This window comes from Hymenobacter sp. (assembly GCF_036387835.1).
Taxonomy (GTDB): domain Bacteria; phylum Bacteroidota; class Bacteroidia; order Cytophagales; family Hymenobacteraceae; genus Hymenobacter.
Genome location: NZ_DASVSY010000110.1, coordinates 17,523 through 44,089, shown reverse-complemented (window position 1 = coordinate 44,089; position 26,567 = coordinate 17,523). Strand labels below are relative to the sequence as shown.

Below are 26,567 nucleotides of genomic sequence, written 5' to 3'. Positions count from 1 at the left end.
ATTCGCCTCGTATCTCCCCTTTGGTGCTGGCACTACTTGGGTTGCTGCTGTTCCTGCTGCCTTATGTAGTCTTGCAAGACCATAGCTACATAACCATCGACGATAACCTGGAAGCGGAGTTTGCTATTCCGTATCTACTTGTAAAGCAGAAGGTAGCCCTTGATTACCGTCCGGGCGTGGTGCTGCCAGCCGTGATGGATGGCCTGCCCCGCAACGCGGCCCGGTCGGGGCTGAGCGTAACCGTAGGTTTATTTCAGTTGCTGCCGCCTTGGGCGGTTTATTTAGTGCAGCAGGGGTTGGTGCGGCTACTAGGCTTGCTGGCCATGTACGCATTGCTGCGGCGCTTTTGGCTAGGGGATGCGCAACAGAAAGCCTTGGCTGCGGGTGTGGCGTTGTGCTGGGCGCTGCTGCCGCTGTACACCATGTATGGAATGCTAGTACTGGGGCAGGCGGCGCTGCTGCTGGCATTTCTGGAACTACGGCGGGGGCCGGCGCGGTGGTGGCACTGGCTTATTATCGGGGCTTTTCCGCTTTGGAGCATATTTGCTTTTGTGGGGCCGTTTGTACTGGCCGCCCTCGGGCTGTTCGTGCTCTACGACTGCTGGCAAGCAGGCCGCTTGAAATGGCGCTTAGTGGCCGGACTGCTGCTCCTGTTGGGTATGTACTTAGTGGTGGAATGGCCGCTGTTCTACTCGCTGCTCATTGCCAAGCAGTTTGTACCGCACCGGCTGGAATTTGATATGCGCCTAATCAACCCCATGGGCTTGCGGGCAGGTTTGCGCAGTGCCGGGCAGTTCTTCTTTACCGGGCAGTACCATGCCAGTCGTTTTCTGCGGCTGGCGGCGTTGTTGGCGGTAGGGGCAGTGATAGGGCGGGCTCCGGCGGGGCAGCGAGTTGCACAATTGCGGCGCTTCGGGGCGTGGCTGCTGGTATTGGCGGCATTGGCCTTCTTTAGTGGATTTTATCCGCAGCTGGTGGCTGTTGTGCAGCCGTGGCTGCCAGCAGTAGGAGCTTTCAATTTTGGGCGCTTCCACTTTCTGACTCCGCTGCTGTGGTTTATCGTGCTGGTTTTAGCGTTGCGTGAGTTGCCAAACCGTTGGCAGGTGGGGCTGGTAAGCCTGCAATTGCTGGTGGGTCTAGCCATGAATGCCGAGTGGCTAAACAACCTTCGCGAGCTAGCGGGGCGGCCGCGGGCATACGAGCCCAACTATGCCGCCTATGTGAGTGCGCCCCTATTCGAGCAAGTACAGCAAACTATTCGGCAGCAAACAGGCCTTGAGCCCGCCGACTACCGAGTGGCCTGCCTCGGTTTTCCGCCCGCAGTAGCTCAGCTCAACAACTTTTACACCCTCGATTCTTACCAGAATAATTACCCGCTTTCCTACAAGCATCAGTTTCGGCCGCTTATTGCCGGCGAGTTGGCCAAGAGCCCGATGTTGCAGACTTACTTCGATGCCTGGGGGAACCGCTGCTTCTTATTTTCCGCCGAACTAGGCAAGGATTTCCGCGTAGGTGCGTTTCAACACCGTGTTGTGCAGGATTTCACGTTTGATCCTAGTACCTTCCGAAAGTTGAGGGGCCGTTACGTTTTAGCAGCAACTCAACTAGCTCGGCCCGCTTCAAGCGGCCTCCGCCCGGTTGGCGTGTTCAGCCGGCCAGATGCCTACTGGCGGATTTACCTATACGAAGTCAAGAGTGAATGAGCGGATAAGTGACTGAGTGAAGTAGCCTACGTCGGCTGACGTGCGGGCCATCTGGTGCCATAGACTACTTCACTCATTCACTTATCCGCTCATTCACTCAATGTAAATGCCTAGATTTGGCCCTTTGGAGCGTTAGAATGGCTAAAAATACATACAAGCAAGATCAACCTTTACCGGCCAGCCGGGTCAACGAGCCGCGGCCGTCACGGACGGCTGCGCCCCGTTCGGTCCCGGCCGAGCCAGCGGCGCCCCGCGAAAATCGTCGGGCCTCCGAAGCGAAAGCAGCGCCAAAACCGCCGCGGCGCCCCCTGAAATTGCCTTCCTTCAATCTGGGCGGCATGTTCGGGTTTGTGCGTGACCGGCGGTTCCAGCTTTTCCTAGGGTTCTTCTTCCTGCTAGGGTCTCTCTACCTGACTATTGCGTTTCTCTCGTTCTTGTTCACCGGCCACGCCGACCAAAGCGTAGTAGCGGGAATCGACCGCACCACGGTGAAAGAGGCGGGTCAGGAAACGGGCAACTGGTTTGGGTTGCTGGGGGCCATAATAGCGCAGGCTTTTATTTATAGAGGTTTTGGAGTGGCGGCATTTGCCCTCATCCCTATCGTGTTTTTCCTGGGCTACAAGATTGTATTCCGTCGGGCCGGCGTGTCGGTGAGCTATGTGCTGGCCTTGTGCGTCTTTTTGATGGGCTGGCTGAGCGTGCTGCTTGGCTACGTGGTGCTCACCATGCAAGCCCCCGATGCCGACCCCACCCTCGGGCACCGCCTCGACTTTTTGAGTGGCGGCATTGGGTACGAAGTGGCCCTTTGGCTCAACAGTTTAATTGGTTGGGGCACAGTGCTGCTGCTGGCGTTTCTGCTGATTTCCTTCGTTGTTTTCTTCTTCAACGTTACGTCGCTCACCATGCCCCGCTTCGGTGCCGAAGCCGAAGAAGAGGAGGAAGTTTCTGACAGTCAGACTATAGTTAATCAGGCCCGTCCGGCAGCAAGCAACGTCGCCTCGCCTGCCTTCGACAATAAAGAAGAGGAAGAGCGTGACTTTGGGATGACGGTGCGCTCTGTGCGTCCGGTTCCGCTTGTAGCAACTACCCGTCCGGCGGCCGTGTTGCAGCCCAAAGAAGACAATGAGCCCGATGCTTCAATTATTACGTCCGGCTCCGTAGCCTCGCCGAATTTCAGCGTGGTACCAACCAGCGGCGCCGGGCTACTGACAGGAGCGGCCGCGGCTACTACTGCTACTGGTGCGGCTTTGCCGCTTTCCGTTGCTCCCGCCGCCAGCGCCGCCTTAAGTGCTGCCAGCGCCGCGGCTACTGTAGCTTCTGGTGGTGCTACAACTCCAGCCAAGGGCCCTAGCTTCTCCATAGAGTCAACGGTTGACCCGGAGCCAGTTGCCACCATGCCATCACGGGTTCCGACGCCACTTTCCTTGGCCGATTTGGCTGATGATAGTGTCCCGCTGCCGGCAGCTAACAGCCAACAATCAACTACCAGCAATCAACAGCCAGCCCTACAAATCACCGTCAAACAGGGAGAGCTAGATCCTGCCGCTGGCGCTGATATGGCTGTCATTGCCGACGAAGACGAGGATGCCGACGCCATGCCGGCGGTCAACTACGATCCTACGCTGGACCTCTCGCGCTACCAATATCCCACGTTGGATCTGCTCAACGACTACGGGCAGGCCAAAGCGCAGGTAACCAAAGAGGAGCTGGAAGCCAACAAGGACCGCATTGTGGAAACCTTGGGGCACTACGGTATCAACATTGCCAGCATCAAGGCCACCATCGGCCCCACGGTCACGCTCTACGAAATCGTGCCCGATGCAGGGGTGCGCATTTCGAAGATCAAGAGCCTGGAAGATGATATTGCTTTGAGCTTGGCCGCTTTAGGCATCCGTATTATTGCTCCAATTCCGGGCAAAGGCACCATTGGTATTGAGGTGCCGAACACCAAAAAGGAGATGGTGAGTATCCGTTCGGTGTTTGCTACCGAGAAGTTTGCGCACACCGAAATGGACTTGCCCATTGCCTTCGGCCGTACCATTACCAACGAAGTGTTTGTAGTGGATTTGGCCAAAATGCCCCACTTGCTGATGGCTGGTGCCACGGGTCAGGGTAAGTCGGTGGGCTTGAACGTTATTCTGGCTTCGTTGCTCTACAAGCGCCACCCCGCGCAGCTGAAGTTCGTGCTCGTCGATCCTAAAAAGGTGGAACTGAGCATCTTCAACAAGATCGAGCGCCACTTCCTGGCCAAGCTGCCCGACACCGAAGAAGCCATCATCACCGACACCAAGAAGGTGGTGAACACGCTGAACTCGCTGTGCATGGAAATGGACCGGCGCTACGACCTGTTGAAGGACGCCGGCTGCCGGAACCTGAAAGAGTACAATCGCAAATTCATTGAGCGCCGCCTCAACCCCAAGAAAGGCCACCGCTATCTGCCCTTCATCGTGCTGGTAATCGACGAGCTGGCCGACTTGATGATGACGGCCGGCAAGGAAGTGGAAACTCCGATTGCGCGTCTGGCCCAGCTGGCCCGCGCCATTGGTATTCACCTCATTGTGGCCACGCAGCGCCCTTCCGTGAACGTAATTACCGGTATCATCAAGGCCAACTTCCCGTGCCGGATTTCCTTCAAGGTTACCTCCAAGATTGACTCCCGCACCATCCTCGATGCCGGCGGTGCCGACCAGCTTGTGGGCCAGGGCGACATGCTCATCTCCCAGGGCTCTGATATCATCCGGGTGCAGTGCGCTTTCATCGATACGCCCGAAGTGGACCGGCTCTGCGACTTTGTGAGCGAGCAGCAAGGCTACCCCGATGCCTACCTGCTGCCCGAAGTGGTAGGAGAATCGGGCGGGGGCAACGGCGACCTGGAAGACATGGACCCCAGCCAGCGTGACTCGATGTTCGAGGAAGCGGCCCGCGTTATTGTTACGCACCAGCAGGGCAGTACGTCGTTGCTGCAGCGCCGCCTGAAGCTTGGCTACAACCGCGCCGGCCGCCTCATCGACCAGTTAGAACATGCCGGCGTGGTAGGACCGTTTGAAGGCAGCAAAGCGCGTGAGGTCTTGATTCCCGACGAATATAGTTTGGAACAGTTGTTGAATACACTGCCGAAATAGTAAGTACATTATAATACCGGGCAAAGAGGAGGATCATTTTAAACTTCTTTTTGTTAAGTCTTAAACAAAGCCCGGTTTCGTACGTCTCTGTACTTACCTCTACTGAACCACCTTTTTGTAATGAAAAAACTTTTCGCCCTGTTCGCCCTTTCGGTTTCCCTACTCTCAACCGCCACGGCGCAGCAGGACCCCAAAGCTGGTAAGATTCTGGACCAGATGAGTGCCAAATATCAGGCAATGAAGGCCTATAAAGCATCTTTTACCCAGACGCTGGAAAACGACGCGGCCAAAGTAAAAGAGAACATGAGCGGCGACATCACCGTGAGCGGCCAAAAGTTCCGGTTGAAAATGAGCGGCCAAGAAGTTATCAACGACGGCAAAACCATGTACACCTACATGAAAGCCGAAAACGAGGTAAATATCTCTGATTATGAGTCGGATGAGCAGGAGATTTCGCCCGCTCAAATCTATACGCTCTACAAAAAAGGCTACAAGTATTCTTACGTACAGGAAGCCAAGGAAGGTGGCGAGCTAGTGGACATCATCGAACTCGCCCCCGAAGACCGGAGCAATCCGGTTTTCAAGGTGCGTATGAAAGTTAGCAAGACCGATAACTCGGTGAGAAGCTGGCAAATGTTTAAAAAGAACGGCAACCGCTACACCGTAAAAATCAACAAGTTTACGCCCAACGTACCAGTTGACGCTACCACTTTTGCCTTCGACAAGGCCAAATACAAAGGCGTGAAAGTTATCGACCTGCGTTAAGCTTCTTTGCTTGTCAATGCGTCCGGCCCGTCTCTGCTACTCGCGGAGGCGGGCCGGACTGTCTTACGACAAATAGTGTTTTAAGCTTATTGGCGAGAAGTTGGCGTAATAAGCTTTAGCATCCTTGGCGCAAACTTCTGCGCCATCGGCGGGAATCAATGCCTGATCATTTCAAAGAGTGAGTCCAGGGTTGAGTGCTGAAAGCCTTATATTTCGAGCTTATATATTCTATTATGCAAGAAGATTTTCTCCATTACGTTTGGCAGCATCAATATTTCGATAAAACCGATTTGCGTACCACCGATGGCCAGCTTATTACCGTTTTAAAACCTGGTTACCGCAACGCCGACGCCGGCCCTGACTTCCTGACGGCCCGCTTGCAGCTAGACGAAGTAGAGTGGAACGGAGCCGTAGAAATCCACTTGAAAGCCTCCGACTGGCACCGCCACCAGCACCAGACCGACCCTAAATACGACCAGGTAGTCTTGCACGTAGTGTACGAAGCCGACCAGCCCGTACAACGCCTTGATAGCAGCATAGTACCCGCCTTGTCGCTAGGCCCGCGCATTGCCCCTGATTTGCTGCGCGCTTACCATGCTCTGCTGGAGCAGCCAACGTCCTTGTTGCCCTGTGCCGCACAATTGCCCTTGGTACCCGAAATTACCCGTACCAGCATGGTGGAGCGCGCGTTGCTGGAACGCATGGAGCTAAAAGCTTCCGTAGTAGCGGCTTTGCACCAGCGCCTGGGCGACGATTGGGAAGCAACTGCGTATCACACGCTGGCTGCTGCCTTCGGGTTTCAGAAGAACAGTGAGCCGCTGGCCCGGCTGGCGAAGGCACTACCGCTCCATGTAGTGCGCCGCCACCGCCACGACCAACTGCAACTGGAAGCACTGCTGTTCGGACAGGCTGGGCTACTAGAAGAAACGCAGGCTTCGGCAGACGAATATATCGTTGCTCTCCGCCGTGAATTCGAGTTCTTGCGCCACAAATACAGCTTGCACGGTACCGCTTTGGCCGCGCACGAGTGGAATTTTCTGCGGCTGCGGCCCGCCAATTTTCCACCGGTGCGCCTGGCGCAGCTAGCAGCGGTACTGCACGCGCGGCCTGCTCTGTTTGATGCCATGCTAACCGCCGCCGACTTGCCTACGCTAACTAAGTTCTTCCAAGCGCCTACTTCCAAGTACTGGCGCGAGCATTATCGGCCGGGCGCGACGGGCAAGGTGCCAGCCTTGGGCAAAAGCAGTATTTATCTGTTGATTACCAACGTAGTAGTGCCGCTACGTATAGCCTACGCCCGGCATACGGGGCAGCCCGAACTAGTAGAGAATGCTCTTGCTCTGCTAAGTTTGCTGCCCGCCGAACACAACCACATCACCGACGACTATGATGCGCTAGGCTTCCAGCACCGTAGTTCAGCCGATTCGCAGGGCTTGCTGGCGCTGCACCGGACGTACTGCGCGCCGCGCCGCTGCCTGCATTGTGCCGTAGGCAGCCGGATTTTACAACGTAACCTGGTCAGCCAGTGAAGCTACTTGTTGCCGTCCTGCTCAATGCGGCCCTGGCCATTTGGCTCTGGCGCTGGGTTCGTGCGCAGTTGCGCGTGCCGCAGCTGGGGCGTTGGCTGCTGCCGGTAATGGCCCTGAAGCTGCTGTCTTGGATGATAGCGTGCTGGAAGCCAAGCTCCGATGCCCGTCATATGCATCAGTTCTCTACGACCATGACGTTGCAACTGTGGGAAAGACCAAGCGCTTGGGTGCAGGCCATGTTGGGCAATGAATTTCATTACAACAAGGAACTCTACCTCATCTATCACGGCTATTCTAATACGTTTTTCACGGCCAAAATCCTGTCGGTTCTAAATCTGGCCAGCTACAGTAGCAGCTGGTGGAATGGCCTGTACCTTACGTTGTTCTGCTTTATTGCCTGCTGGACCTTGGTGCGAACTTTAGCTCATACATTCCCGCAGACGCCTGCCGGGGCTGCCCTGATCGGCTTTTTGGTGTGGCCGACGGTGGTTTTTTGGTCGGCAGGTATTACCAAGGAGAGTCTAGTGTTAGGTAGTGCGGCGGGACTGGTGGCTATCCTGATTGGCTGGCTTTATGATAGTGAGCGGTTTTCAATCTGGCGCATTTTAGTGTTCGTATTACTGGCCGTGCTGCACTTCAAAATGCGCTATTTCTTTGCGGCACTACTTTTCAGCGCGTTGGGAGGCCTCACGGTAGTGCGCTTGCTGCAGCAGTTGGGTCTTGCGCGTCAGCGGTGGGCGGTAGTGGTGTTTTTTTCAGCCACTATTGGGGTTGGGGCTTGGCTGGCAAGTGAAGTAGCGTTGGTTTTCCGGCCAAACCGCATCACGCTCCAACTAGTGCGCAACTACAACGAGCTAAGTAAACAGTCTGCAAACCGGCCACGCATTCAATACGAAGAACTTAGCCCCAACACTGAGAGTGTCGTCCGAAACGCTCCACAGGCAGTTTGGGAAACACTTAGCCGGCCCTGGTTTTGGGAAGGCAGTCTGGGCTATAAGGGGTTGGGGCTGGAAAACCTGTTATTGCTCGGTATTCTGGTAACTGCCTTGCTGGCCACCCTACGCGGACGGAAAGGCGAATTGCCGTTTGCGTTGGTGGTGGCCATCTTATTCTACTGCCTGGCCTTGGCAACTCTACTTGGGTTGAGTGCGCCCAACCTTGGCACCATGAACCGCTACCGGGCAGCTTTACTGCCGTTTGTGTTGTGGCTGGCACTGCAAAACGAATATGCCGCCCGATTGCTGCGCCGGTTGGGGCTATAGAGGTATACATTGATGGTTTGTTGTTGATTAATGCTCATTTGAAATATAAGAGAAAGCAACCTGTAGCAATCAACAACCATCAATCAGCAATCAGCAACCAAGTGTGGCGTATCTTTGCGGTTTGAATTTGGTCGGCGCGCTGTCGGCTCCCTTTCGCTACGTATGGAAAATCCCGTTATCATTCTTGGTGCCCAAACCGTGGGCATTGCTGCCCTCGACGCTTTTCTTTCCAACGATGTGGTAGTATACTGCCTCCTCGACGACGACACCAAGCTGCAAAACACCGAAGTATTCGACGTGCCCGTAATGGGCAACACCGACGATAAAGAATTACTCAAACTCCTCGGCAAGAAGTGCGAAGTATTTGTGGCTACCGAGGACACGGCCAGCCGCCGCAGCCTCACCGCCATGCTTCACGACGAATACGAAGTCGTGCCCGTGAATGCCATTCACCAGCGCGCCAGCGTGTCGCCGCACGCTTGGCTAGGGCACGGCAATCAGGTAGGAGCCAATGCCGTGGTAGCCGGTACGGCCAAGGTCGGCAATGGCTGCCTGATTGGGCCTAATGCCGTGATAGACGCCAAAGCCGAGTTGGGCGACTACTCGCAATTAAGCGCCGGCGCCATTCTGAATGCCGGGGTAGTGATAGGCGAGCAGGTCTTTATCGGGGCTGGCGTAGTGGTAGTAGCCGGGGTCAAAATTGGCAACAAGGCCCGCGTAGGAGCCGGTTCGGTAGTGGTGGCAGACATTCCCGCCAACCAAACTGTATTCGGCAACCCGGCAGTCAAGGTTTAATTAGTAATTAAGAATTATGAATTCTGAATTCATTTGAATGGTACCTCCAATTCAGAATTCTCGATTCATAATTCATAATTTTCAAAAGGATGGATTACCGCGTTTTACTTTATTACTGCTACACGCCCATAGCTGACGTGGAGGCGTTCCGGGAGGAACATCACCGGCTGTGTTTGCAATTGAACCTGCGGGGGCGCATTATTGTAGCCCCCGAGGGCTTGAATGGCACCGTTTCGGGGCTGGTGGCCGACTGTGCAGAGTACATGCGGCTGGTGAAGGCCGATCCGCGCTTTGCGGCGCTGGAGTTCAAGGTAGAAGAAGCTGAAACCCATACGTTTCAGAAGCTGCACGTGCGCGTGAAGCCGGAAATTGTGCACGTGGGCTTGCCGCACATCAAACCCTACGAGCGCACCGGCATTCACCTCTCGCCCGAGGAGTTTCGCGACATGAAAGACCAGGACGACGTCGTGATTCTCGATGTGCGCTCTGATTACGAGTACGAACTCGGGCGCTTCAAGAACGCCGTCACGCTCGACATCGAAAACTTTCGGGAGTTTCCGGACCGACTGGAGCGGCTGGAGCAGTATAAAGACAAGAAGATTCTGACGTACTGCACCGGCGGTATCAAGTGCGAAAAAGCCAGCGCTTACTTGCTGGAGCAAGGTTTTGAAAACGTGTATCAGCTGCACGGCGGCATCATCAAGTACGGGCTGGAAGCAGGAGGTGAAGATTTCGAGGGTAAGTGTTACGTCTTCGATGGCCGCGTAGCCGTGGACGTCAACCACGTCAACCCAAGTATCATCAGCCAGTGCCACCACTGCCACACGCCCTCCGATAGAATGGTGAACTGTGCCAACCCGCACTGCAACGCCCACGTGCCGCTCTGCGAAGCTTGCGGCGCGCAGTTACAAGGCGCCTGCTCATCCACTTGCCAAGCGCATCCCGACAAGCGCCCCTACGACGGTACTGGCACTTACCCCAAGATCAGCAACCACTACCGCCCCGAGCAAGGCCTGATTTCTTATCGGGCACCGGCGCGTTAGTTTTTTGTTTTTGGTTGTTTGTTTTTCGTTTTTCGCCGTTAAACGAAGCGTTTTAAGGGCAATAAAGGTCGTAGGTCATTACCGGCGCCGAAAAATGAACAACTAAAAACGAACAACGAAAATGCCTATTCCCGAATCCGAGCTGATTTTCAACAAAGACGGCAGTATCTACCATCTCAACCTGCAGCCCGACCACATTTCCGACACCATTATCACGGTCGGGGACCCGGAGCGGGTGCCGTTGGTGAGCGAGCATTTCGATTCCATTGAGACGCAGATCCACAAGCGCGAATTTGTGACGCACGTCGGCTACTACAAGGGCAAGCGCCTCACTGTAATCAGCACGGGCATGGGCACCGACAACATCGACATTCTGCTCAACGAGCTGGATGCTTTGGTAAATATTGATTTTATATCCCGCGAGGTGCGGCCCCACGAAGAGCATATTACGCTGCGTATCATTCGGGTGGGAACCAGCGGGGCCTTGCAGGCGGATATTCCGGTTGGCTCGCACTTAGTCACCGAGCACGCTGTTGGGCTCGATTCGCTGATGCAGTTCTACCCACTGGTGGAAACCGGATTAGAGATAGAAGTAGCTACGGGCGTGCAGCAAGCGCTGGCTCTCGATTATCGTCCGTACTGCGTGCGGGGAACCGACTTGCTGCGCGAGCAGCTAGGTGCGGGCATGGTGGTAGGCAATACGCTTACCTGCCCTGGCTTCTACGGGCCTCAAGGCCGCGTACTGCGCCTCGACCTCCGCCGCCCCGACCTTATCGAACAGTTCCAGAACTTCCGCTACAACAGCGCGGAAGGTGAATTCCGGCTTACCAATTTCGAGATGGAAACCGCTGGCTATTATGCCTTGGGTCGCCTGCTAGGCCACGAGGTGGTGTCGTTGAACGCCATTGTAGCCAACCGCGCCACCGGCGAGTTTGCCACCAACACCGACGCCGTGATGCACGATTTAATTACTAAAACGCTGGAGCGGGTATAGGTCCTAAGTTTGTAAATGCCGAGTGTAGCACGGCACTCCAAGTGTGCTTTGTTGAAAGCAAAAAGGCAAGGCCCACCGGAAACTTCCGGTGGGCCTTGCCTTTTATGAGTAAAGAACTCTTTGACTAGCGCTTACGGGCAGCGCGCAGACGCTTTAGGCCATAAGCAGCTCCTGCTGCCAAGAGCAAAGAAGCACCGCCATCAATAGGCACGGCTGTGGGGCTAGGAGTAGGGCCACCAGAACCTGGACCCTGTGCCGAAGCAGGTTGCGCTACACTCAGAGCACCTAGCAACAGCATGGTACCGAGCAAGTAGCGGTAAGTTGAAATAAATCTTTTCATGCAAACAGAGATTTAAGTTTAGGTTTTAGGAGCCGGTCTTGCTACGTGCAAGACCGGCTTACACATGGTTTATTCTACAACAAGGCGTTTGTTAACAACTCCGGCGCTAGTGCTCAAACGTACGGTGTAGATACCTTTAGCTACGCCGCTGAGTGACAACAGTTGCACATCCGTACCGCGGGTAGCGGACAGTTCCCGAGTCAGAACCACTTGGCCGAGAGTATTCACCACCGATACGCGAACAGCTTGTTTGGCTAGTGCGGCAGGTAGGCTCAACGAAACTTGCTCGCGGGCCGGGTTGGGGTACAGCGCTACTTGCTGGCTGAGGGCTGCAGGCGCATTGGCCAAAATCCGCTGCTGCGTGAGTTGCAGTGAGAAGCGGCCCGTTGCGGCGCCTGGTGTTAAGGTGAATGAGTAGCTAGCCTGAGCAGCCAAGTCGGTAACGGTGCCGGTCTGCTGGTCGCGCAAGTAAGCGTAGGTGCCTGCGGGCAGATTGAGCAACTCAGTGGCGCGTAGCGTGTAGCTACCTGCCTGAGCACCGTCTACCACAAGCGGTACGAGCACATCACCAGTTCCCAAAGCGGGCATGCCGTTGATAGACAAACGCTCGGCGCTGGTTTGCGAGGCCAGCAGCAGCGGGCTGCTACCCGTCAGCTTATAGGCATCGAAGCTGGAATCGAAGCCGGTGGTAGCACCCGCCGCGAAGTAAACTACGGCTTCGTCGGCGTTGCCACCAGCATTGCGCAAGTCCAGGCGAACCAGTGGGTCAGTGGTGGTGCGTTGGAACGTTGGGTTGGCGTAGGTGGTCAGGCGGGCGGCGTTGGTGAACGTCAGGGTGCCGGCTGCGCCAGCAGTGCTGCTGCGTACGAAGAAGCCCTGGCCCGTTGCAATCTGGTCGGTGCCGCCGTTGGTGCCGGTGCCGTTGGCTACGTAGCTAGAATAAGTGCCAGCGTATGGGCCCGACGAACGGAACACGTACACGGTAGCATCAACGCTGCTACGGCCTACCAAGTCCCAATCAATGGGCGAAGGGTAGGGGTTACCTAGCAAGTGCCAGCCCGATTCAGCTTGCGTGCCGCGGGTGAGGTTGCTGCGGGTAACGGTGCCGTTGTTGAGGGTACCAAGAAAGTCAACCGTCTGCGAGGCCGGAATATTAACGGTGTAGCCACGGCCGGTTTCGAGGGCGTCGCCGAGGGCGGCAGGAGAGAAGAAGCCTTTGTCGAAGTCCTGAGGTGCAGGATTGCCGGTGGTAGTTACGCGGCTCTCATCGTAGCCGAATACTGTGGGGAAAGGCGTTACCGAGCTTGGGTCGGCGGCTGTGTTGTAAGCAGAGTTAACCACTGGCGAGAAGCCGCTGGTAGTTAAGTCGGCTACGGTGCTGCCGCTAACGGGCGCCGAGTAGTGGCGGTAGCCAGCACTGGCATTAGCCCCGCCGTCGATGTAGCGCTGTACCGTGGCATTACCTACTACCGTGCCGTTGATGTTGACCACATGGGCGGTGCCGGTGGCGTTGGAAAGCAGGGTCAGGTTGCCATTCGAGGTTAGGTTGCCGTTCAGGGCCAGGACTCGCTGCACCTGTACTGGGCCACCAGCCGTGAGGCCCGCCGCGCCAGTCGTCAGGTTGTTGAAGAACGTGGTTGTACCGCTGATGGTCTGCGCCGCCGCGCCGTTGAACACAATAGAACCTGTACCGCTACCGAGCGTGGTGCCGCCGTTGTTGGTGAAGTTGCCGTTGATGGTCAATACACCACCAGGGGCACTAGTGAGGGTTGCCCCACTAACCAGTGTGACGTTGTTAGCTTGCTGCCCGTCGCTTACTACTGGGTCGTTGGCTACGTTCGGAATGGTTACGTTGTCAGCGGCGGTAGGTACCTGGGCTGGGCTCCAGTTAGCAGCCGTTCCCCAATCGGTGCTAACTGCGCCGGTCCAGGTCAGGCCCGCGAAGGTAGGCGTGAGGAAGGCTGCCAGACCGGTCAGGTTGCTGCCATTGCCAATGCGGCCCACCAGGCTGGCCGTGCCAGCCGTTAGGTTCACCGTGTACAGGTTGTCGGTAGTGGTGCCAGTTGGGGCCGCTACCAGGAAAGCGGAGTTGACGGGAGTGGCCGGAGTGCTCAGGTCGGCGAAAATGTCGAAGTCAACGCCGATGGGGTTAACCGTAATGCCCGAAGATCCTACATCGCCGTACACGCCGCCGTTGGCATTCGAGGAAAGCTGCAGTACGTTGCGCGTCTGGTCGTAGCCGAACAGTTGGGTGCTCGTTGCCGTGTTGTTGTCGTTGTTGGTATACGCCACTGCCGACAAGACCGGCGCGCCGGCTGGATTGTTGAGCGGAGTATCCAACGTAACGGCCCCACTGTTGGGGTTCACCCGGAAGTTAGCCTGGTTGGTAGCCGACACCACCCGGATCAAATCCACGGTGGGGTTGAAATCGAAGCCGATAGCTGTGGCCGTAGCTCCTAGAGCCAGCGGATTTGGGCCGCCAACCGCCGTAAGAGCGCCGCTCGTCAGGTTTACCGTGTAAAGCTGCGCTTGCTGATTAGTAGCATCATAGCCTAGGGCGTACAAGTCGCCGGTGGCGGGGCGGAAGTCAGCGCCTACTATTACTTGTGTATTTGTCGGGGTAGCTGGCAGACCCGTGATGTTTACGGCCGTGCGAATAACGCTAGGGTTACTGGAATCAAATGATACCAAGTTACCGCCGGCAATACCATAAAGCAGTCGGCCAGCAACAGCTGCCGTGCTGTTCGGAATGCTGGCTGCATCAAGCGCCGCCGAAATATCGCGCACCGGTACGCCGTAGCCAATGGTACCCACCGGGGCGCCGGTGCCGGCCGTTAAGTTCACCGTAAACAGACTGCTATTGGTCGAGCCCGTTGGAATGGCGGCCAGAAACGCCTGGTTGGTTTGCGTAGCAGTATTGTAGTAGATGTCTAAATCTACCTGCGGGTTGGCGGCATTTACTGTCAGGCCCGTGCTGGCGCCTTGGGTGTTGAGCGTGCCGTTGTTTGGCGGATTTTGCAGCGCCAGTACGTTCAGTCCCTCATCCAGGTCGTAGAGGGCCGTGCCCGTGCTACCCGCAAAGCTGTTGGTGTAGGCTGCCGAGCCGATGCGGGGCGTAGCGCCCGCGTTGGCGTCGCCAGCGGCGTAGGTCAACGTGCCATCGGTAGCAGCCAGGGCGCCGTTGTTGGGGTTGAGGCGTATGTTGGCGCGATTGGTGCTCACCACCCGAATCCGGTCCACGGTAGGGTTGAAGTCGAAGCCGATGTTGTCGGTAGCACCGCCTAGCTCCAGGCGGATAGCGGCGCCCACACTGGTAGCCACGCCGGTAGTCAGGTTGATGGTGTACAGCTGCGAGTTGGCGCCGGTAGTGGTGGCGTCATAGCCTAAACCGAACAATTGGCCGGTGTTAGGACGGAAGTCGGTGCCCACTAACGTTTGTCCGGCTACAATTCCCGTAACAGAGCTAATAGAGCGAATAATGCTCGGGTTGGTTGAGTCGAACGACAGCAAGTTGGTGTTGATACCTGTTGCCGCGGTGCCAAACACCTGCGTCGCGTACAGCAGTTGACCCATAACAGCCGGCAATGTCCGGTCAATTGCAATAGCAATGTCCGTTACGGCAATGGTGCCATCGCCAATAGGTGCCTGCGACGTGGTAGCGCCCGAGCCCAGATTCAGACCGTAGAAATTGGTGAGCGTGCTGGTGCCCGTTAGGTTGGGTGTAGCTACCACCAAATACGCTTGGTTGATACGGGTACTTGGGTTGAAGTAGATATCCAAGTCGGCCGACTGATTTAAGGCGCTGGTCGTAACCCCCAAAGAGCCAATCGTATTTAGTACCCCGTCGTTTGGTGGTACCTGCGTTACCAGACGGCTGGCTGCTTCATCAATGTCATAAAGGGTGGTAGCTGCCGTGCCGATGTAGCTGTTGGTATAAGCCGCGGCACCTACGCCGGGATTAGTGCCGGCGTTGGCATCCGTGGCTGCGTAGTTGAGCGCGAGGTCGGTAGCGGCAATAGCTCCGGTGTTGGGGTTGAGACGGTAGTTGGCATCATTAGAGCTTACCACCCGAATCCGGTCGACGGTGGGGTTGAAGTCGAAGCCGATGCGCGGTAAGTCGAGTACCGAACCTAGGGGCAGCGAAATGGCTGCGCCAACTGGCGTAGCGGCGCCAGTCGTTACGTTAATGGTGTAAAGTTGTGCGTTACCGGTGGTGAGGGCTGCATTGTAGCCTAAGGCAAACAGTTGCCCGGTGTTGGGCCGAACGTCCATGCCTACAACCGTTTGCCCGACGGCAATGCCAGTAATGGCCGTAGTGGCGGTGATGGTACCCGGTGCAGTGGCTTGGAACGTAACCAAATTGGTGCCCGAAAGGCCATACACCGTTTGAGCAGCAGCCGGCGCAGCAGCCAGCAAACCCAACCCTAGCGTCATTCCGAGCAAACCATGCCGACGGAAGCGGTTCTTCCCGTCACCGAGGGGAAGTAATGGTACAATTTTACGCATACAGCAAGCGCAAGTAAAAGTGAAAAATAGGAGGGAAATTTATGGTGAAATCAGGTGCTCACAAATTGTGAAGACTTTGACCAGGAGCCATACGAAACTTGTACGCCCTTTGGATTGCTTGTTGTCTAGCTTGTTTTCAACAAAAGTCATTTAAATATTGAGCAAAAAAAATAAGAATAACTTTATTTCTTAAAGAGCGTATTCGAGAGTTTTTCATGAAAGGTGTATATACATCTAAACGGCCTAAAACTGACTGTATAGGCGTTTGTATGCACCTATTGGTAACGAGGGGTAGCAAAAAGTTTACATTGAAAAAATAAATGCCAGAAATCTTTAAGATTTCTGGCATTAAAAATTCCTTAAATAATTTAAAAACGAGCGCCAGGGTGTAAGGCAATAGCTTCCCGTAATAATCCGACGAAAGGCTGAATTAGCTGTTGCTTGCTCGGCTCTTTTATTTAAAGTATGTGGTCTATAACTCAGCTAAAAAAGCCATAGTATCTACGCCGTCGGCATACTCTGCAACACCAGGGCACTGCGCCAACCCAAAAGCTACACTACCCGCCCACTGCCCACCACCGGATACGATGCACTGCGTTTGCGCCGCAACGTCAGTTAGTTGGTCTACCAAGTCCACCTCGTGAGCATACGTAGCGTAGTGCAGTATCGAAATCGGCGACACCAGCAGGGGACTTTCGAGCAGCAGCAGGAAACCTGTATCGAGGTGAGGTACCCCGTTCACCAGCAGAATGCTCTTGTTGTAGTCGTAGTTGTTGTTGTACTTATGATGGTCGAGGACGTGGTGCCAAGGGCGTAGGGAGTCAAGCAAGGGCGAGAAGTTATAGTTCTTCGGCACGAAGAGTTTGCTCACGTTGCGGCAGCCCAAGCCGTAGTAGCGAAATATGTCTTCGCCGAGCAGGCCTAGCTCGTGCGTGCTTTCCTGGCCTTTTAGCACTGCCACGCTGGTGCGGTTACGGCGAATAATATGAGGCCGCTTCCCAAAATAGTAGTCGAAATACCGGGCCGTGTTATCAGAGCCAGTAGCAATGAAGGCATCCGCCGCATTGAGCCGCTCCAGCACCTGAATCTGGTCTTGGAAACGCGGTTCAATTCGCGTCAGCTCACCCAGCAGCCAAAGCATGAGGGTAGAGTCGTCTTTGCTGAGCTTAGCGAGCAAGGTATGCCCACTTAGCAGCACGCACAGCGCGTCATGAAAGCCCACCATGGGAATATTGCCGGCCATCACTACGCCTACTTGGCGCGGTGCGTCAGGCTCGGCCTTGTAGCGGGCCGCCCACCGACGCAGCGGTTCCTCGGCCAGCATCTCGGCCACGCTCTGCATAGCTAAGGTTACGTTGGGCAAATCGAACCAGGCATTGCGGTTGCGGGCTTGAGCAGCTAAAGAGGCGATGGTGTCGGCAGGAAGCTGGTGCAAGTGCTGGCCTAAGGCCACAAAAGCAGCCAGGCGTTCGGAATGGGTCATTATCAGAGGTGAAGTGGTGAAACGGGGAAGTGGTGACTTAGCGATTTAGTGGGTTTGCTGTTCGAATTTCGCAAGTAGCGTTAGTTGAACAACAAACCCACTAAATCACTAAGTCACCACTTCCCCACTACGTATCCGCAAAAAACTCGCAAGACTACGAGTTAGTTTCTACTTTTGAGGACCAAAGAAACCGCCATGCGGATTTTTTTCGCGTACATGCTTTCCATTATTCACTTTACCTGATTCCACGGCTATGGCCATCATGATAACCGATGAGTGCATCAACTGCGGTGCCTGCGAACCAGAATGCCCCAACACGGCCATCTACGAAGGGGGTGCTGCCTGGCGCTGGTCTGATGGCACTGCCTTAAAAGAAGTAACTATCGATGGCGGGGCAACGGTGTCCGGCGTAGCACCCCAAACGCCCATCTCCGACGAGTATTACTACATCGTGTCCGATAAGTGCACCGAATGCGTAGGCTTCCACGAAGAGCCGCAGTGCGCCGCCGTTTGCCCCGTCGATTGCTGCGTAGACGACCCCGATTACCGTGAGTCGCGCGAGAAACTGACGTCGAAAAAAGATTGGTTGCACGGGGAAGGTTAAAAAACCTCGTCATTCAATCAGTAACAACAAACAAAAACCCACTCGCAGGAGTGGGTTTTTGTTTTAAAGCGAAATCCAGTTGCTCCGTGAACTGTACTGCCTTCATTCAGGCTCTTGAACAGATGCGCTGTGCTCTGCATGACGAGAGCAGCTTGACGGATAATCTTAACTGTCCACACAGCCAGCTTAATACATAGAACCGATGCCGCTCTTATCACCAGCTGGCAAGCCAGTGCGTTGAAAGTTGAGTTGTCTTTTTTGACTATAGTAGGCTAGCCATTCGAGGAGAAAGAGCCGTACATCGTGATGGACCCAAAATCCAAGGGGCCAAAGTCGGTGCCGGTGTAGCCGCTCGCGGTGTACTTGACGAAGTTGTTCTCGTACCCGCTCTCGATATTTTCGGTGAATGAAAGCGGGGCGCAGACTTTATAGCCTGCGCCCCGCTCGTATAATAGAATTGCCAGGAATCTAAGTGCCGCAGTTGAAGTACTTATCGTAGGCCGATTCTGGAATCAAATTTAATTGACTGAGAATTTTGATGGGCCAGCGAAGCTTGCGGATCAGGGAATAATTGTTGGGATAGTCGCGGAAGGTTTTGGGGGGAGTCTTTACAATTTCCTCGAATTCCGCGCGCGTCAAGCCCAAGCGCTTGATGCACAAATTGATGACCCGTTCGTCTTCAATGCCATTGATATGCTTGACGCGTTCCAACGCCACTTCACGGCTCATTTGGTCGGAGCGTATTAGCGCCGAGTAGTTGAATAGGCGCCGGTCAATGTTGAACTTGGTCCGGTTGAGGTAGTAGATGACGCTTTGGTACAAGTCATCGAAATAGTGCGCGCCAGGATTCACCCACTCCAGTTCTCGGGCTAACAACTCGTCTACGTCGGCCCGCACGTAATCCACGTGGTAGAGCAACGTTACAGTTTTAATACGGCGGATGAAGGCGTAGTAGAACATCTGCTCCAGATCCAGATGGAAGCCAGGGTCATCGGCTTTCCACGGGCGCAGGGGCACCGTGCCAAACTGCTTGTGTACTGCTTTCAAGTACTTGCCGTCCAGGTAATTCCACGTGAGCGGGGCAATGCCCTCCGTGCGGAAAGACTGCCCAATAACAATGCGCTGAATACCTTCTTTGGCGGCTACCCCATACAGGGCGGTAGCAATGCCCACGTCGGTGCCTTCTTCCATATCGGGCGTCGAGGCTTTCAGGAAGGCTATCTTCAGATCCTTTGATTCGCGCCAGTCCGAGGTGATAGTCCGCATTTCTACCCCGAGCTTTTGGCAGGCCTTCACCATGTTCTCGCCGGCTACGGGATTGCCAAAACCATCGTTGAAGTGTACGGCCAGCGGGCGCAGACCTAGCTTTACTACGCAGTACCAAAGGGTAAACGACGAGTCACGGCCGCCACTTACGCCTAACACACAATCGTATTTCTTGCCTCGGCCGAGCCGCTTGATGTCGGCGGCTATTTCCTGTACTTTCTGGCGACCGGCTTCACCGAGCGGAAATGCTCGGTCCATGTGGCTATGTACTTCGCAAAAATTACACTCTCCCTGTTCATCGAAGGTGATGCCGGGAACGGTGGTGTCCATGATGCAACGAGTACAGCGCTGATAGGAGTGTGCGGTGGTGTACTGGGATAAGGTACCTTCGCGAGTACGAATCTCCATGTTTGAATGGTATTAAGGGAGAGCAGGTTGGTTGCAGAATCTTATCGATTCTGGCAGGTAGAGTGGAGCAGGTAATCAGGGCAGAAAGGAATCCGAAGATTCCGGCAATATAGGATTGATTAGGAGGGAAGGGTATCGAACTTAAAGCCTTTGCGCAACAGCATCTCTCCAATTTGCGTGCCTTTTTCAAGGCGGTCGGGCCGGGGAATGTCAACTACGACTAAATCGCCCGCAAATTCGTTGAATTTACCTTGCGCCCGAATGCCGGCTGCGTCCACTGCCAACGAGCAGCCGATGCTTTTTTTGCCTTCATAAGGTCCCCCCACAATGTAGCCTACGGAAGTGGTGCCTACTACCGCCACATTGTAGAGCCGCGCCAGAATGGAATAAGGCTTCACCCACTTCTCGCGATAGGGGTCGTGCTCTTCCGTGATGGAATAATCAACGGTCCACGACGAGGGAGAGAGAATGAATTCGGCGCCCATACGGGCTAGGGTATGGCCAATAGAAAGACCATCAATAAAATTGTCGGCGCAGATATTGACGCCAATTTTACCTAGAGGAGTATCTACCACGTTCAGGGTTTGGCCTATCGCGTAGTAAGGCTGCTCAACGGTGAGCAGGTTGATTTTGTGGTACTTGGTGATGATCTCGCCTTTCGGGTTGATGAGCAGGGCAGCGTTGTAAACCCGGCCATCGGCGGCTTTCTCCGTGAGGCCCGCGCAGATATAAAGCTGATGCCGGATAGCCTCCTGGCATAAGCGGTCGGAGTAGAGGCCCGGAATAGGCTGCGCTTCCGTGAGGGCGCTTGGATGAGTCCAAGCAAAATCAAGTGTTTCGGGCAACAGAATGACGTCGCAACCACGGCTGGCTGCTTCTGCAATCATTAGGGACGCCCGAGCTAGATTGCGGTCTGGCTCGCCGCCTTCCACCAGCAACTGGCCCATACCAATGCGAATAGTAGTGGTAGCAGCGGGCGAAGCCGGCGTAACAGGAGCAGTGGCTGCCTGAGCAATAGAAGCGGCCGGTATGGCGGGAGCTACTGGCTGCGGAGGAGTGGTTTTAAGAAATTTAAACAAAGCAGCCATATAGCGGGAGAAAGCCAATGCAGAAGGGTTTACTACTTACATCAAAATAGTAAGATATAGGTTAAACTCAGCCATAAATCAACTGAGCACCTCAAATCTAGTGTTTATCATTGATTTTGCTGTCTTTATTTGTGATTAAAAAGGAATAAAGAACGGCTAAAAAGGATAGGCAAGTAGGCTCTGTCAAGTCACGACTGTAAAGCCCTACTTTTGCGGCTAATATAAACTGTCTTTTTTCTATTGTCGATGTCCATCGCCAAAACGTATAATCCCGCCGATGTTGAAACCAAGTGGTATCAGCGCTGGCAGGAGGAGGGCTTTTTCAAAGCCAAAGCCAACCAACTCAAAACACCGTACTCGGTAGTTATTCCGCCGCCCAACGTAACGGGGGTGTTGCACATGGGGCATATGCTCAACAACACCATTCAGGATGTGTTGGTGCGCCGGGCCCGCATGCAGGGCAAGGAAGCCTGCTGGGTGCCCGGTACCGACCACGCTTCTATTGCCACCGAGGCGAAGGTGGTGGCCTTGCTGAAAGAAAAAGGTATTGAGAAGAAAAGCCTGACCCGGGAGCAGTTCCTAGAGTATGCCTGGGAGTGGAAGGAAAAATACGGCGGCATTATTCTAGAGCAGCTCAAGAAGCTCGGCGCCTCCTGCGACTGGGACCGGACCCGCTTCACCATGGAGCCTGAGCTGACCGAGGCCGTGCTGCGCGTATTCCTGGACCTCCATCAGAAAGGGCTGATTTACCGCGGCATCCGCATGGTCAACTGGGACCCCCAAGGCGGCACCGCCGTGTCCGACGAGGAGGTTATTGCCAAGGACACCATGGCCAAGATGTACCACTTGCGGTATGAAGTGGTGGGAGCGGCAAGCTCGCAGCCGCAAGCCGCAAGCGCCGCCGCAGAAGGTAACAGCCAGAACGAAAGCTTGCCGCTTGCCGCTGACCGCTTGTGGCTCACGGTGGCTACTTCCCGGCCCGAGACGATTATGGCGGACGTGGCGGTGGCGGTAAATCCGAACGACCCGCGTTACACGCACCTGCACGGCGCGAAAGTGCGGATTCCGCTGCTCGGGCGCGAAATCCCGGTGATTCTGGATGAGTACGTGTCGATTGAATTCGGGACGGGCGCGCTAAAGGTGACGCCCGCGCACGATTTGAACGATTATGAGTTGGGCCTCAAGCACAACTTGCCTGTTATCGACATTCTCAACAACGACGGCTCACTCAATGAAAAGGCCGAGCTGTATGTGGGCCAGGATCGGTTTGCGGCACGCCGTAGCATCGTGAAAGATCTTGACGCGGCCAACTTACTAGATAAGGTAGAGGAGTACGCCAGTGTGCTTCAGACCTCCGAGCGCACCGGAGCCGTAATCGAGCCGCGCCTGAGCTTGCAGTGGTTCCTGAAAATGGAGCACTTGGCCAAACCCGCGCTGGCCGCGGTGGAAAGCGACGAAATCAAGCTGCATCCGCCCAAGTTCAAGAATATGTACCGGGCCTGGATGGAGAACGTGCACGACTGGTGCATTTCGCGGCAGCTGTGGTGGGGCCAGCGCATCCCGGCCTACTACCTCCCCGACGGCAGCTATGTAGTAGCCCTGAACGCGGAAGAGGCGTTGAAACTGGCGCGAGAGAAAAGCAGCAACCCTGAGTTGCAGCTAACGGACCTGCGGCAGGATGAAGACGTGCTCGATACCTGGTTTTCGTCGTGGCTGTGGCCGATTTCGGTGTTCGATGGTTTCAAAGATCCCGACAATGCCGACGTCAACTATTTCTACCCGACCAATGATTTGGTGACGGCGCCCGAAATCCTGTTCTTCTGGGTGGCCCGCATGATTATGGCCGGACTGGAATACCGCCGCGAGGTACCGTTCCGCAACGTCTACCTCACCGGTATCGTGCGCGACGACCAGGGCCGCAAGATGAGCAAGCAGCTCGGCAACTCGCCCGACCCGCTCGACCTGATTGCGCAGTACGGCGCCGACGGCGTCCGGACGGGCATGCTGTTTTCGTCGCCGGCCGGCAATGACTTGCTGTACGATGTCAAGCTGGTAGAGCAGGGGCGCAACTTCACCAACAAACTCTGGAATGCCTTCCGCCTCACGCAGGGTTGGGAGGTGGATGCTTCCTTGCCATTTGCCAATGCCCGGGCCGTGGAGTGGTTTTCGGCCAAGCTGCACACCACCTTAGCGGAGCTGGACGAGCACTTCGACAAGTTCCGGATGAGCGACGCACTGATGACGATTTACAAGCTGGTGTGGGACGACTTTTGCTCGTTTTACCTGGAAATGGTAAAGCCGGCTTACCAAGCGCCCATCGACCCGGAAACGTTGCAGTACACCACCAACTTCCTGGAAACGCTGCTCAAGCTGCTGCACCCGTTCATGCCCTTCATCACCGAAGAAATCTGGCACGAGCTAGCCGAGCGCGGACCCAAGGAATATGTGTGCGTAGCAGCCTGGCCCAAGGCGCAGTCGGTATCGGGAGGAGTTGAGTTGCTGGCCCGGATGGAAAAGGCCCTGGAGATTGTGGCTGGTGTACGCAACATCCGCAACCAGAAAGGCTTAGGTCCTAACAAGCCGCTGACCCTGGCCGCCAAAACCGACGATGCCACTCTACTGCAAGACTACGACGGCATCATCCGGAAGCTGGCGGCGCTCAGTGAAATCAGCTTGGTGGAAACCGCGCCGGCGGCTTCCGTTAGCTTCGTAACGGGCGGTACGGAATACTTTGTGCCGCTGGAAGGCCAGATTGATTTAGGCGCTGAAAAGGTCCGCCTGGAAAAGGAGTTGGAGTACGCCATCGGCTTCCGCGACTCGGTGCAGAAAAAACTTTCCAACGAGAAATTCGTGTTGAATGCCAAGTTGGAAGTGCTGGAGCGGGAGCAGCAAAAGCTAGCCGATGCCGAAGCCAAAATTGCCACCCTGCAACAAAGTCTGAATAGCCTGTAGTTCAGCTTCAACTGAGGTTCTTAAGTAGGCACCTGCCTAGATAAGACTATCGGTTTTATGTAGCAACAATACACTGGCCGTTTTCTGAAGCCGCAATGCGGTGGTAGATGACGGCCAGTTCTACTAGCAGCCGCTTCAAAAAATGGTAACATTTTCTGGTGCCGCCGCTTATGTTTTATTTCAGCTGCCTCCGAACTGGCTTTAGAGGCGGCAGTACCTTTGTTGAACCTGAACAGCCTTATGCTCACTCCACCCGTTGCCACGCCCAAACCCAAGCAGCTCACCTCACCCCACGGCACCCGTACCGACAACTACTATTGGCTGAATGAGCGCGAGAACCCGGAGGTAATCGAGTACCTGAACGCCGAAAACGCCTATTTCGAGGAGCAGATGGCACCGGTAAAGCAGTTGCAAGCCGACCTATTCACTGAAATCAAGAGCCGCATCAAGGAGCAGGACGAGTCGGTGCCGTACCGTGACAACGGCTATTATTACTATGTGCGCTACGAGGCCGGCGGCGAGTACCCGATTTACTGCCGCAAGCAAGGCAGTTTGGAGGCGCCGGAGGAAATATTGCTCGACGCCAACACCATGGGACAAGGAGAAGCCTACTTCCAGATTGGCGGCTTTCAGGTAAGCAACGACAATCAGTTGCTCGCCTTCAGCGTGGACACCGTGGGCCGCCGCATGTACACGCTGCGCCTCAAGAATCTGGCAACCGGCGAGCTATACCCTGAGCAGATAGTGAATACCGGTGGCGAAGCCGTGTGGGCCGCCGACAACCAAACGGTGTTCTACTCCAAGCAGGACGTAAACACGCTTCTGACTTATCAGATATACCGCCACCAACTCGGTACCGACCCCGCGCAGGATGTGCTGGTGTATGAGGAAGAAGACAACACGTTCCACATCGGGGTGGGGCAATCGAAGTCGCGCCAGTACATCTTTGTGCAGATGGGCAGCACCATGTCGTCGGAAACACGCTTTTTGGAGGCCACCAACCCAACGGGCAATTTCCAGGTATTCCTGTCCCGCGAGGACGACCATCTGTACGAAATCGAGCATTTCGAGGATAATTTCTACGTGTTGTCCAACGACGGGGCCCCGAACTTCCGGCTGCTGAAAACCCCCGTGACGAACACTGCCAAAACCGCTTGGCAGGAGATAATTCCGCATCGGGCCGATGTGTTTCTGGAAAACATGGAGCTGTTCCGGGACTACCTGGTGCTTGGGGAGCGGCAGGAAGGCCTGCTACAGCTGCGCGTACTACAGTGGCAGGACGGGCAGGAGCACTACCTCAACTTCGGTGAGCCTACCTACACGGCGGCCATCGGCATCAATCCGGAGTTTGACACGCCAGTGCTACGCTACGGCTACTCCTCGCTCACTACGCCCACCAGCACCTACGATTACGACATGAGCACCCGCACCAAAACGCTTCTGAAAGAGCAGGCAGTGCTAGGTGATTTCCGCAAAGAAAACTACGTGACCGAGCGGCTCTACGCCACCGCGCAGGATGGCACCCGGATTCCGATGTCCATCGTGTACAAGCAAGGCTTCCAGAAAGATGGACGGGCGCCGCTGCTGCAATATGCCTACGGGTCCTACGGTATTTCCATCGATCCTACGTTCAGCGCCGCCCGTCTGAGCTTGCTCGACCGGGGCTTTGCCTACGTTATCTGCCACATTCGGGGTGGGCAAGAGCTAGGCCGGCAGTGGTACGAAGACGGCAAGCTGCTCAACAAGAAAAACACCTTCACCGACTTCACTGACTGCTCGGCCTATCTGATTCAGGAGCAGTACACGTCGGCGGCCACGCTGTTTGCGGCGGGTGGTTCGGCGGGCGGGCTGCTGATGGGGGCCGTCATCAACATGCACCCCGAGTATTACAAAGGCATAGTGGCCGCCGTGCCCTTTGTGGATGTGGTAACCACCATGCTCGACGATACCATTCCCCTCACCACCGGCGAGTACGACGAGTGGGGCAACCCCAACGAGCAACCCTACTACGACTACATGCTCTCGTATTCGCCCTACGACAACGTGCAAGCGCAAAACTACCCCAACCTGCTCGTCACGACCGGCCTGCATGACTCGCAGGTGCAATACTTCGAGCCCGCCAAGTGGGTGGCCAAGCTACGCGCCACCAAAACCGACAACAACCTGGTTTTGATGCACACGGATATGGAAGCGGGCCACGGCGGCGCCTCCGGCCGCTTCAAGTCCATTCATGATGCCGCCCGGCAGTTTGCCTTCATGCTGCTGCTCCTGAAATAGGGTAGGAACTGCGCCTCCCGGGCCCGTTGCAACCGCCGTAGCTGCTACGACGGTTGCAATGGCCGTGCTCATGCGGGCAGGTCTGCAACTTCAAGCAATAGGGAGGATAACGCTAAACATATTCAAGCAGAATAAGAAAAGAGCTAAAACGTTTTACCAAAAATTAAGTATATGATTAACAACAACTTATAATGCAAGCAAATTTATTTGAAACGCTCCAATAAACTTGTGGCGCTTTTTGAGGTCAACAAATAACAGATATAGCTTTCTTTTTCAGAAGAGAGGTAAAACCTGAGCTATGCTGGCAGGAAAAACACGGTTCAGGTAGTAATACCCCTTTGAATAATAGAAATGCATCAACCAGACAACATTTGTTGACTGCTCGTGGTAAGCACTACCGTTGAGCGTAAAATGCAGGCACGGACAACTG

16 protein-coding genes are annotated in these 26,567 nt (G+C 55.3%); 11 read left to right on the top strand and 5 right to left on the bottom strand.

Features of this window, described 5'->3' with window-relative positions; genetic code table 11:
• Positions 1 to 23: 23 nt before the first annotated feature.
• From VF639_RS21345 to VF639_RS21310, 8 genes are all read left to right on the top strand, one after another.
• Positions 24 to 1,703 carry a DUF6044 family protein gene (locus VF639_RS21345; RefSeq protein WP_331147976.1) on the top strand — a complete coding sequence of 560 codons (1,680 nt, stop codon included), beginning with the start codon at positions 24 to 26 and terminating at the stop codon, positions 1,701 to 1,703.
• Between the two features lie 137 nt (positions 1,704 to 1,840).
• Entirely contained in the window at positions 1,841 to 4,825 is a 2,985-nt protein-coding gene (locus tag VF639_RS21340) for an FtsK/SpoIIIE family DNA translocase (RefSeq protein WP_331147975.1), read from the top strand.
• 120 nt (positions 4,826 to 4,945) lie between these two features.
• The gene (gene lolA1 / locus VF639_RS21335; protein WP_331147974.1) at positions 4,946 to 5,590 is read left to right on the top strand and encodes an outer membrane lipoprotein periplasmic chaperone LolA1; all 645 of its coding nucleotides are present in this window, start codon (positions 4,946 to 4,948) and stop codon (positions 5,588 to 5,590) included.
• A 233-nt stretch (positions 5,591 to 5,823) separates the two neighbouring features.
• On the top strand, positions 5,824 to 7,119 hold the full coding sequence (locus VF639_RS21330) for a DUF2851 family protein (protein WP_331147973.1): 1,296 nt from the start codon (positions 5,824 to 5,826) through the stop codon (positions 7,117 to 7,119).
• Positions 7,116 to 8,381, top strand: coding sequence for a hypothetical protein (locus tag VF639_RS21325; protein ID WP_331147972.1), 1,266 nt, complete (start codon positions 7,116 to 7,118; stop codon positions 8,379 to 8,381). Before VF639_RS21330 ends, VF639_RS21325 begins: the two co-directional genes overlap by 4 nt.
• 162 nt (positions 8,382 to 8,543) lie before the next feature.
• Positions 8,544 to 9,176 (top strand): NeuD/PglB/VioB family sugar acetyltransferase, encoded by a 633-nt coding sequence (locus VF639_RS21320; protein WP_331147971.1) that lies wholly within the window; start codon positions 8,544 to 8,546, stop codon positions 9,174 to 9,176.
• Positions 9,177 to 9,265: 89 nt separating this feature from the next.
• Complete coding sequence (gene trhO, locus VF639_RS21315) at positions 9,266 to 10,219, top strand: oxygen-dependent tRNA uridine(34) hydroxylase TrhO (protein ID WP_331147970.1); 954 nt, start codon at positions 9,266 to 9,268, stop codon at positions 10,217 to 10,219.
• Positions 10,220 to 10,340: 121 nt separating this feature from the next.
• A complete protein-coding gene (locus VF639_RS21310) occupies positions 10,341 to 11,213 on the top strand; it encodes a nucleoside phosphorylase (protein WP_331147969.1) in 873 nt (290 codons plus the stop codon).
• 124 nt (positions 11,214 to 11,337) lie between these two features.
• Here the strand turns inward: VF639_RS21310 and VF639_RS21305 are convergent, their stop codons facing one another.
• From VF639_RS21305 to VF639_RS21295, 3 genes are all read right to left on the bottom strand, one after another.
• Positions 11,338 to 11,553, bottom strand: coding sequence for a PID-CTERM protein-sorting domain-containing protein (locus tag VF639_RS21305; RefSeq protein ID WP_331147968.1), 216 nt, complete (start codon positions 11,551 to 11,553; stop codon positions 11,338 to 11,340).
• 69 nt (positions 11,554 to 11,622) lie between these two features.
• Entirely contained in the window at positions 11,623 to 16,059 is a 4,437-nt protein-coding gene (locus VF639_RS21300; RefSeq protein WP_331147967.1) for a DUF4394 domain-containing protein, read from the bottom strand.
• A gap of 472 nt (positions 16,060 to 16,531) precedes the next feature.
• Positions 16,532 to 17,542: an acyl-CoA reductase gene (locus tag VF639_RS21295; RefSeq protein WP_331147966.1), complete on the bottom strand. Its 1,011-nt coding sequence runs from the start codon at positions 17,540 to 17,542 to the stop codon at positions 16,532 to 16,534.
• A 253-nt stretch (positions 17,543 to 17,795) separates the two neighbouring features.
• On the opposite strand from VF639_RS21295, the gene VF639_RS21290 reads away from it, so the two are divergent.
• A complete protein-coding gene (locus VF639_RS21290) occupies positions 17,796 to 18,146 on the top strand; it encodes a 4Fe-4S binding protein (protein ID WP_331147965.1) in 351 nt (116 codons plus the stop codon).
• Between the two features lie 468 nt (positions 18,147 to 18,614).
• Here VF639_RS21290 and VF639_RS21285 read toward each other — a convergent pair whose 3' ends face one another.
• Both VF639_RS21285 and VF639_RS21280 read right to left on the bottom strand, forming a co-directional pair.
• Complete coding sequence (locus VF639_RS21285) at positions 18,615 to 19,820, bottom strand: N-acetyl sugar amidotransferase (protein ID WP_331147964.1); 1,206 nt, start codon at positions 19,818 to 19,820, stop codon at positions 18,615 to 18,617.
• Between the two features lie 119 nt (positions 19,821 to 19,939).
• The gene (locus VF639_RS21280; protein WP_331147963.1) at positions 19,940 to 20,908 is read right to left on the bottom strand and encodes a carbon-nitrogen hydrolase family protein; all 969 of its coding nucleotides are present in this window, start codon (positions 20,906 to 20,908) and stop codon (positions 19,940 to 19,942) included.
• 246 nt (positions 20,909 to 21,154) lie between these two features.
• Here VF639_RS21280 and VF639_RS21275 point away from each other — a divergent pair, with 246 nt between their 5' ends.
• On the top strand, positions 21,155 to 23,860 hold the full coding sequence (locus VF639_RS21275; protein WP_331147962.1) for a valine--tRNA ligase: 2,706 nt from the start codon (positions 21,155 to 21,157) through the stop codon (positions 23,858 to 23,860).
• A gap of 240 nt (positions 23,861 to 24,100) precedes the next feature.
• Entirely contained in the window at positions 24,101 to 26,137 is a 2,037-nt protein-coding gene (locus VF639_RS21270; protein ID WP_331147961.1) for a S9 family peptidase, read from the top strand.
• Positions 26,138 to 26,567 lie beyond the last annotated feature (430 nt).

Coding starts and splice junctions, on each gene's coding strand:
- VF639_RS21340 (WP_331147975.1), top strand. CDS start 1,841: ATGGCTAAAAATACATACAAGCAAGATCAACCTTTACCGGCCAGCCGG.
- lolA1 (WP_331147974.1), top strand. CDS start 4,946: ATGAAAAAACTTTTCGCCCTGTTCGCCCTTTCGGTTTCCCTACTCTCA.
- VF639_RS21330 (WP_331147973.1), top strand. CDS start 5,824: ATGCAAGAAGATTTTCTCCATTACGTTTGGCAGCATCAATATTTCGAT.
- VF639_RS21320 (WP_331147971.1), top strand. CDS start 8,544: ATGGAAAATCCCGTTATCATTCTTGGTGCCCAAACCGTGGGCATTGCT.
- trhO (WP_331147970.1), top strand. CDS start 9,266: ATGGATTACCGCGTTTTACTTTATTACTGCTACACGCCCATAGCTGAC.
- VF639_RS21310 (WP_331147969.1), top strand. CDS start 10,341: ATGCCTATTCCCGAATCCGAGCTGATTTTCAACAAAGACGGCAGTATC.
- VF639_RS21305 (WP_331147968.1), bottom strand. CDS start 11,553: ATGAAAAGATTTATTTCAACTTACCGCTACTTGCTCGGTACCATGCTG.
- VF639_RS21300 (WP_331147967.1), bottom strand. CDS start 16,059: ATGCGTAAAATTGTACCATTACTTCCCCTCGGTGACGGGAAGAACCGC.
- VF639_RS21295 (WP_331147966.1), bottom strand. CDS start 17,542: ATGACCCATTCCGAACGCCTGGCTGCTTTTGTGGCCTTAGGCCAGCAC.
- VF639_RS21290 (WP_331147965.1), top strand. CDS start 17,796: ATGGCCATCATGATAACCGATGAGTGCATCAACTGCGGTGCCTGCGAA.
- VF639_RS21285 (WP_331147964.1), bottom strand. CDS start 19,820: ATGGAGATTCGTACTCGCGAAGGTACCTTATCCCAGTACACCACCGCA.
- VF639_RS21280 (WP_331147963.1), bottom strand. CDS start 20,908: ATGGCTGCTTTGTTTAAATTTCTTAAAACCACTCCTCCGCAGCCAGTA.
- VF639_RS21275 (WP_331147962.1), top strand. CDS start 21,155: ATGTCCATCGCCAAAACGTATAATCCCGCCGATGTTGAAACCAAGTGG.
- VF639_RS21270 (WP_331147961.1), top strand. CDS start 24,101: ATGCTCACTCCACCCGTTGCCACGCCCAAACCCAAGCAGCTCACCTCA.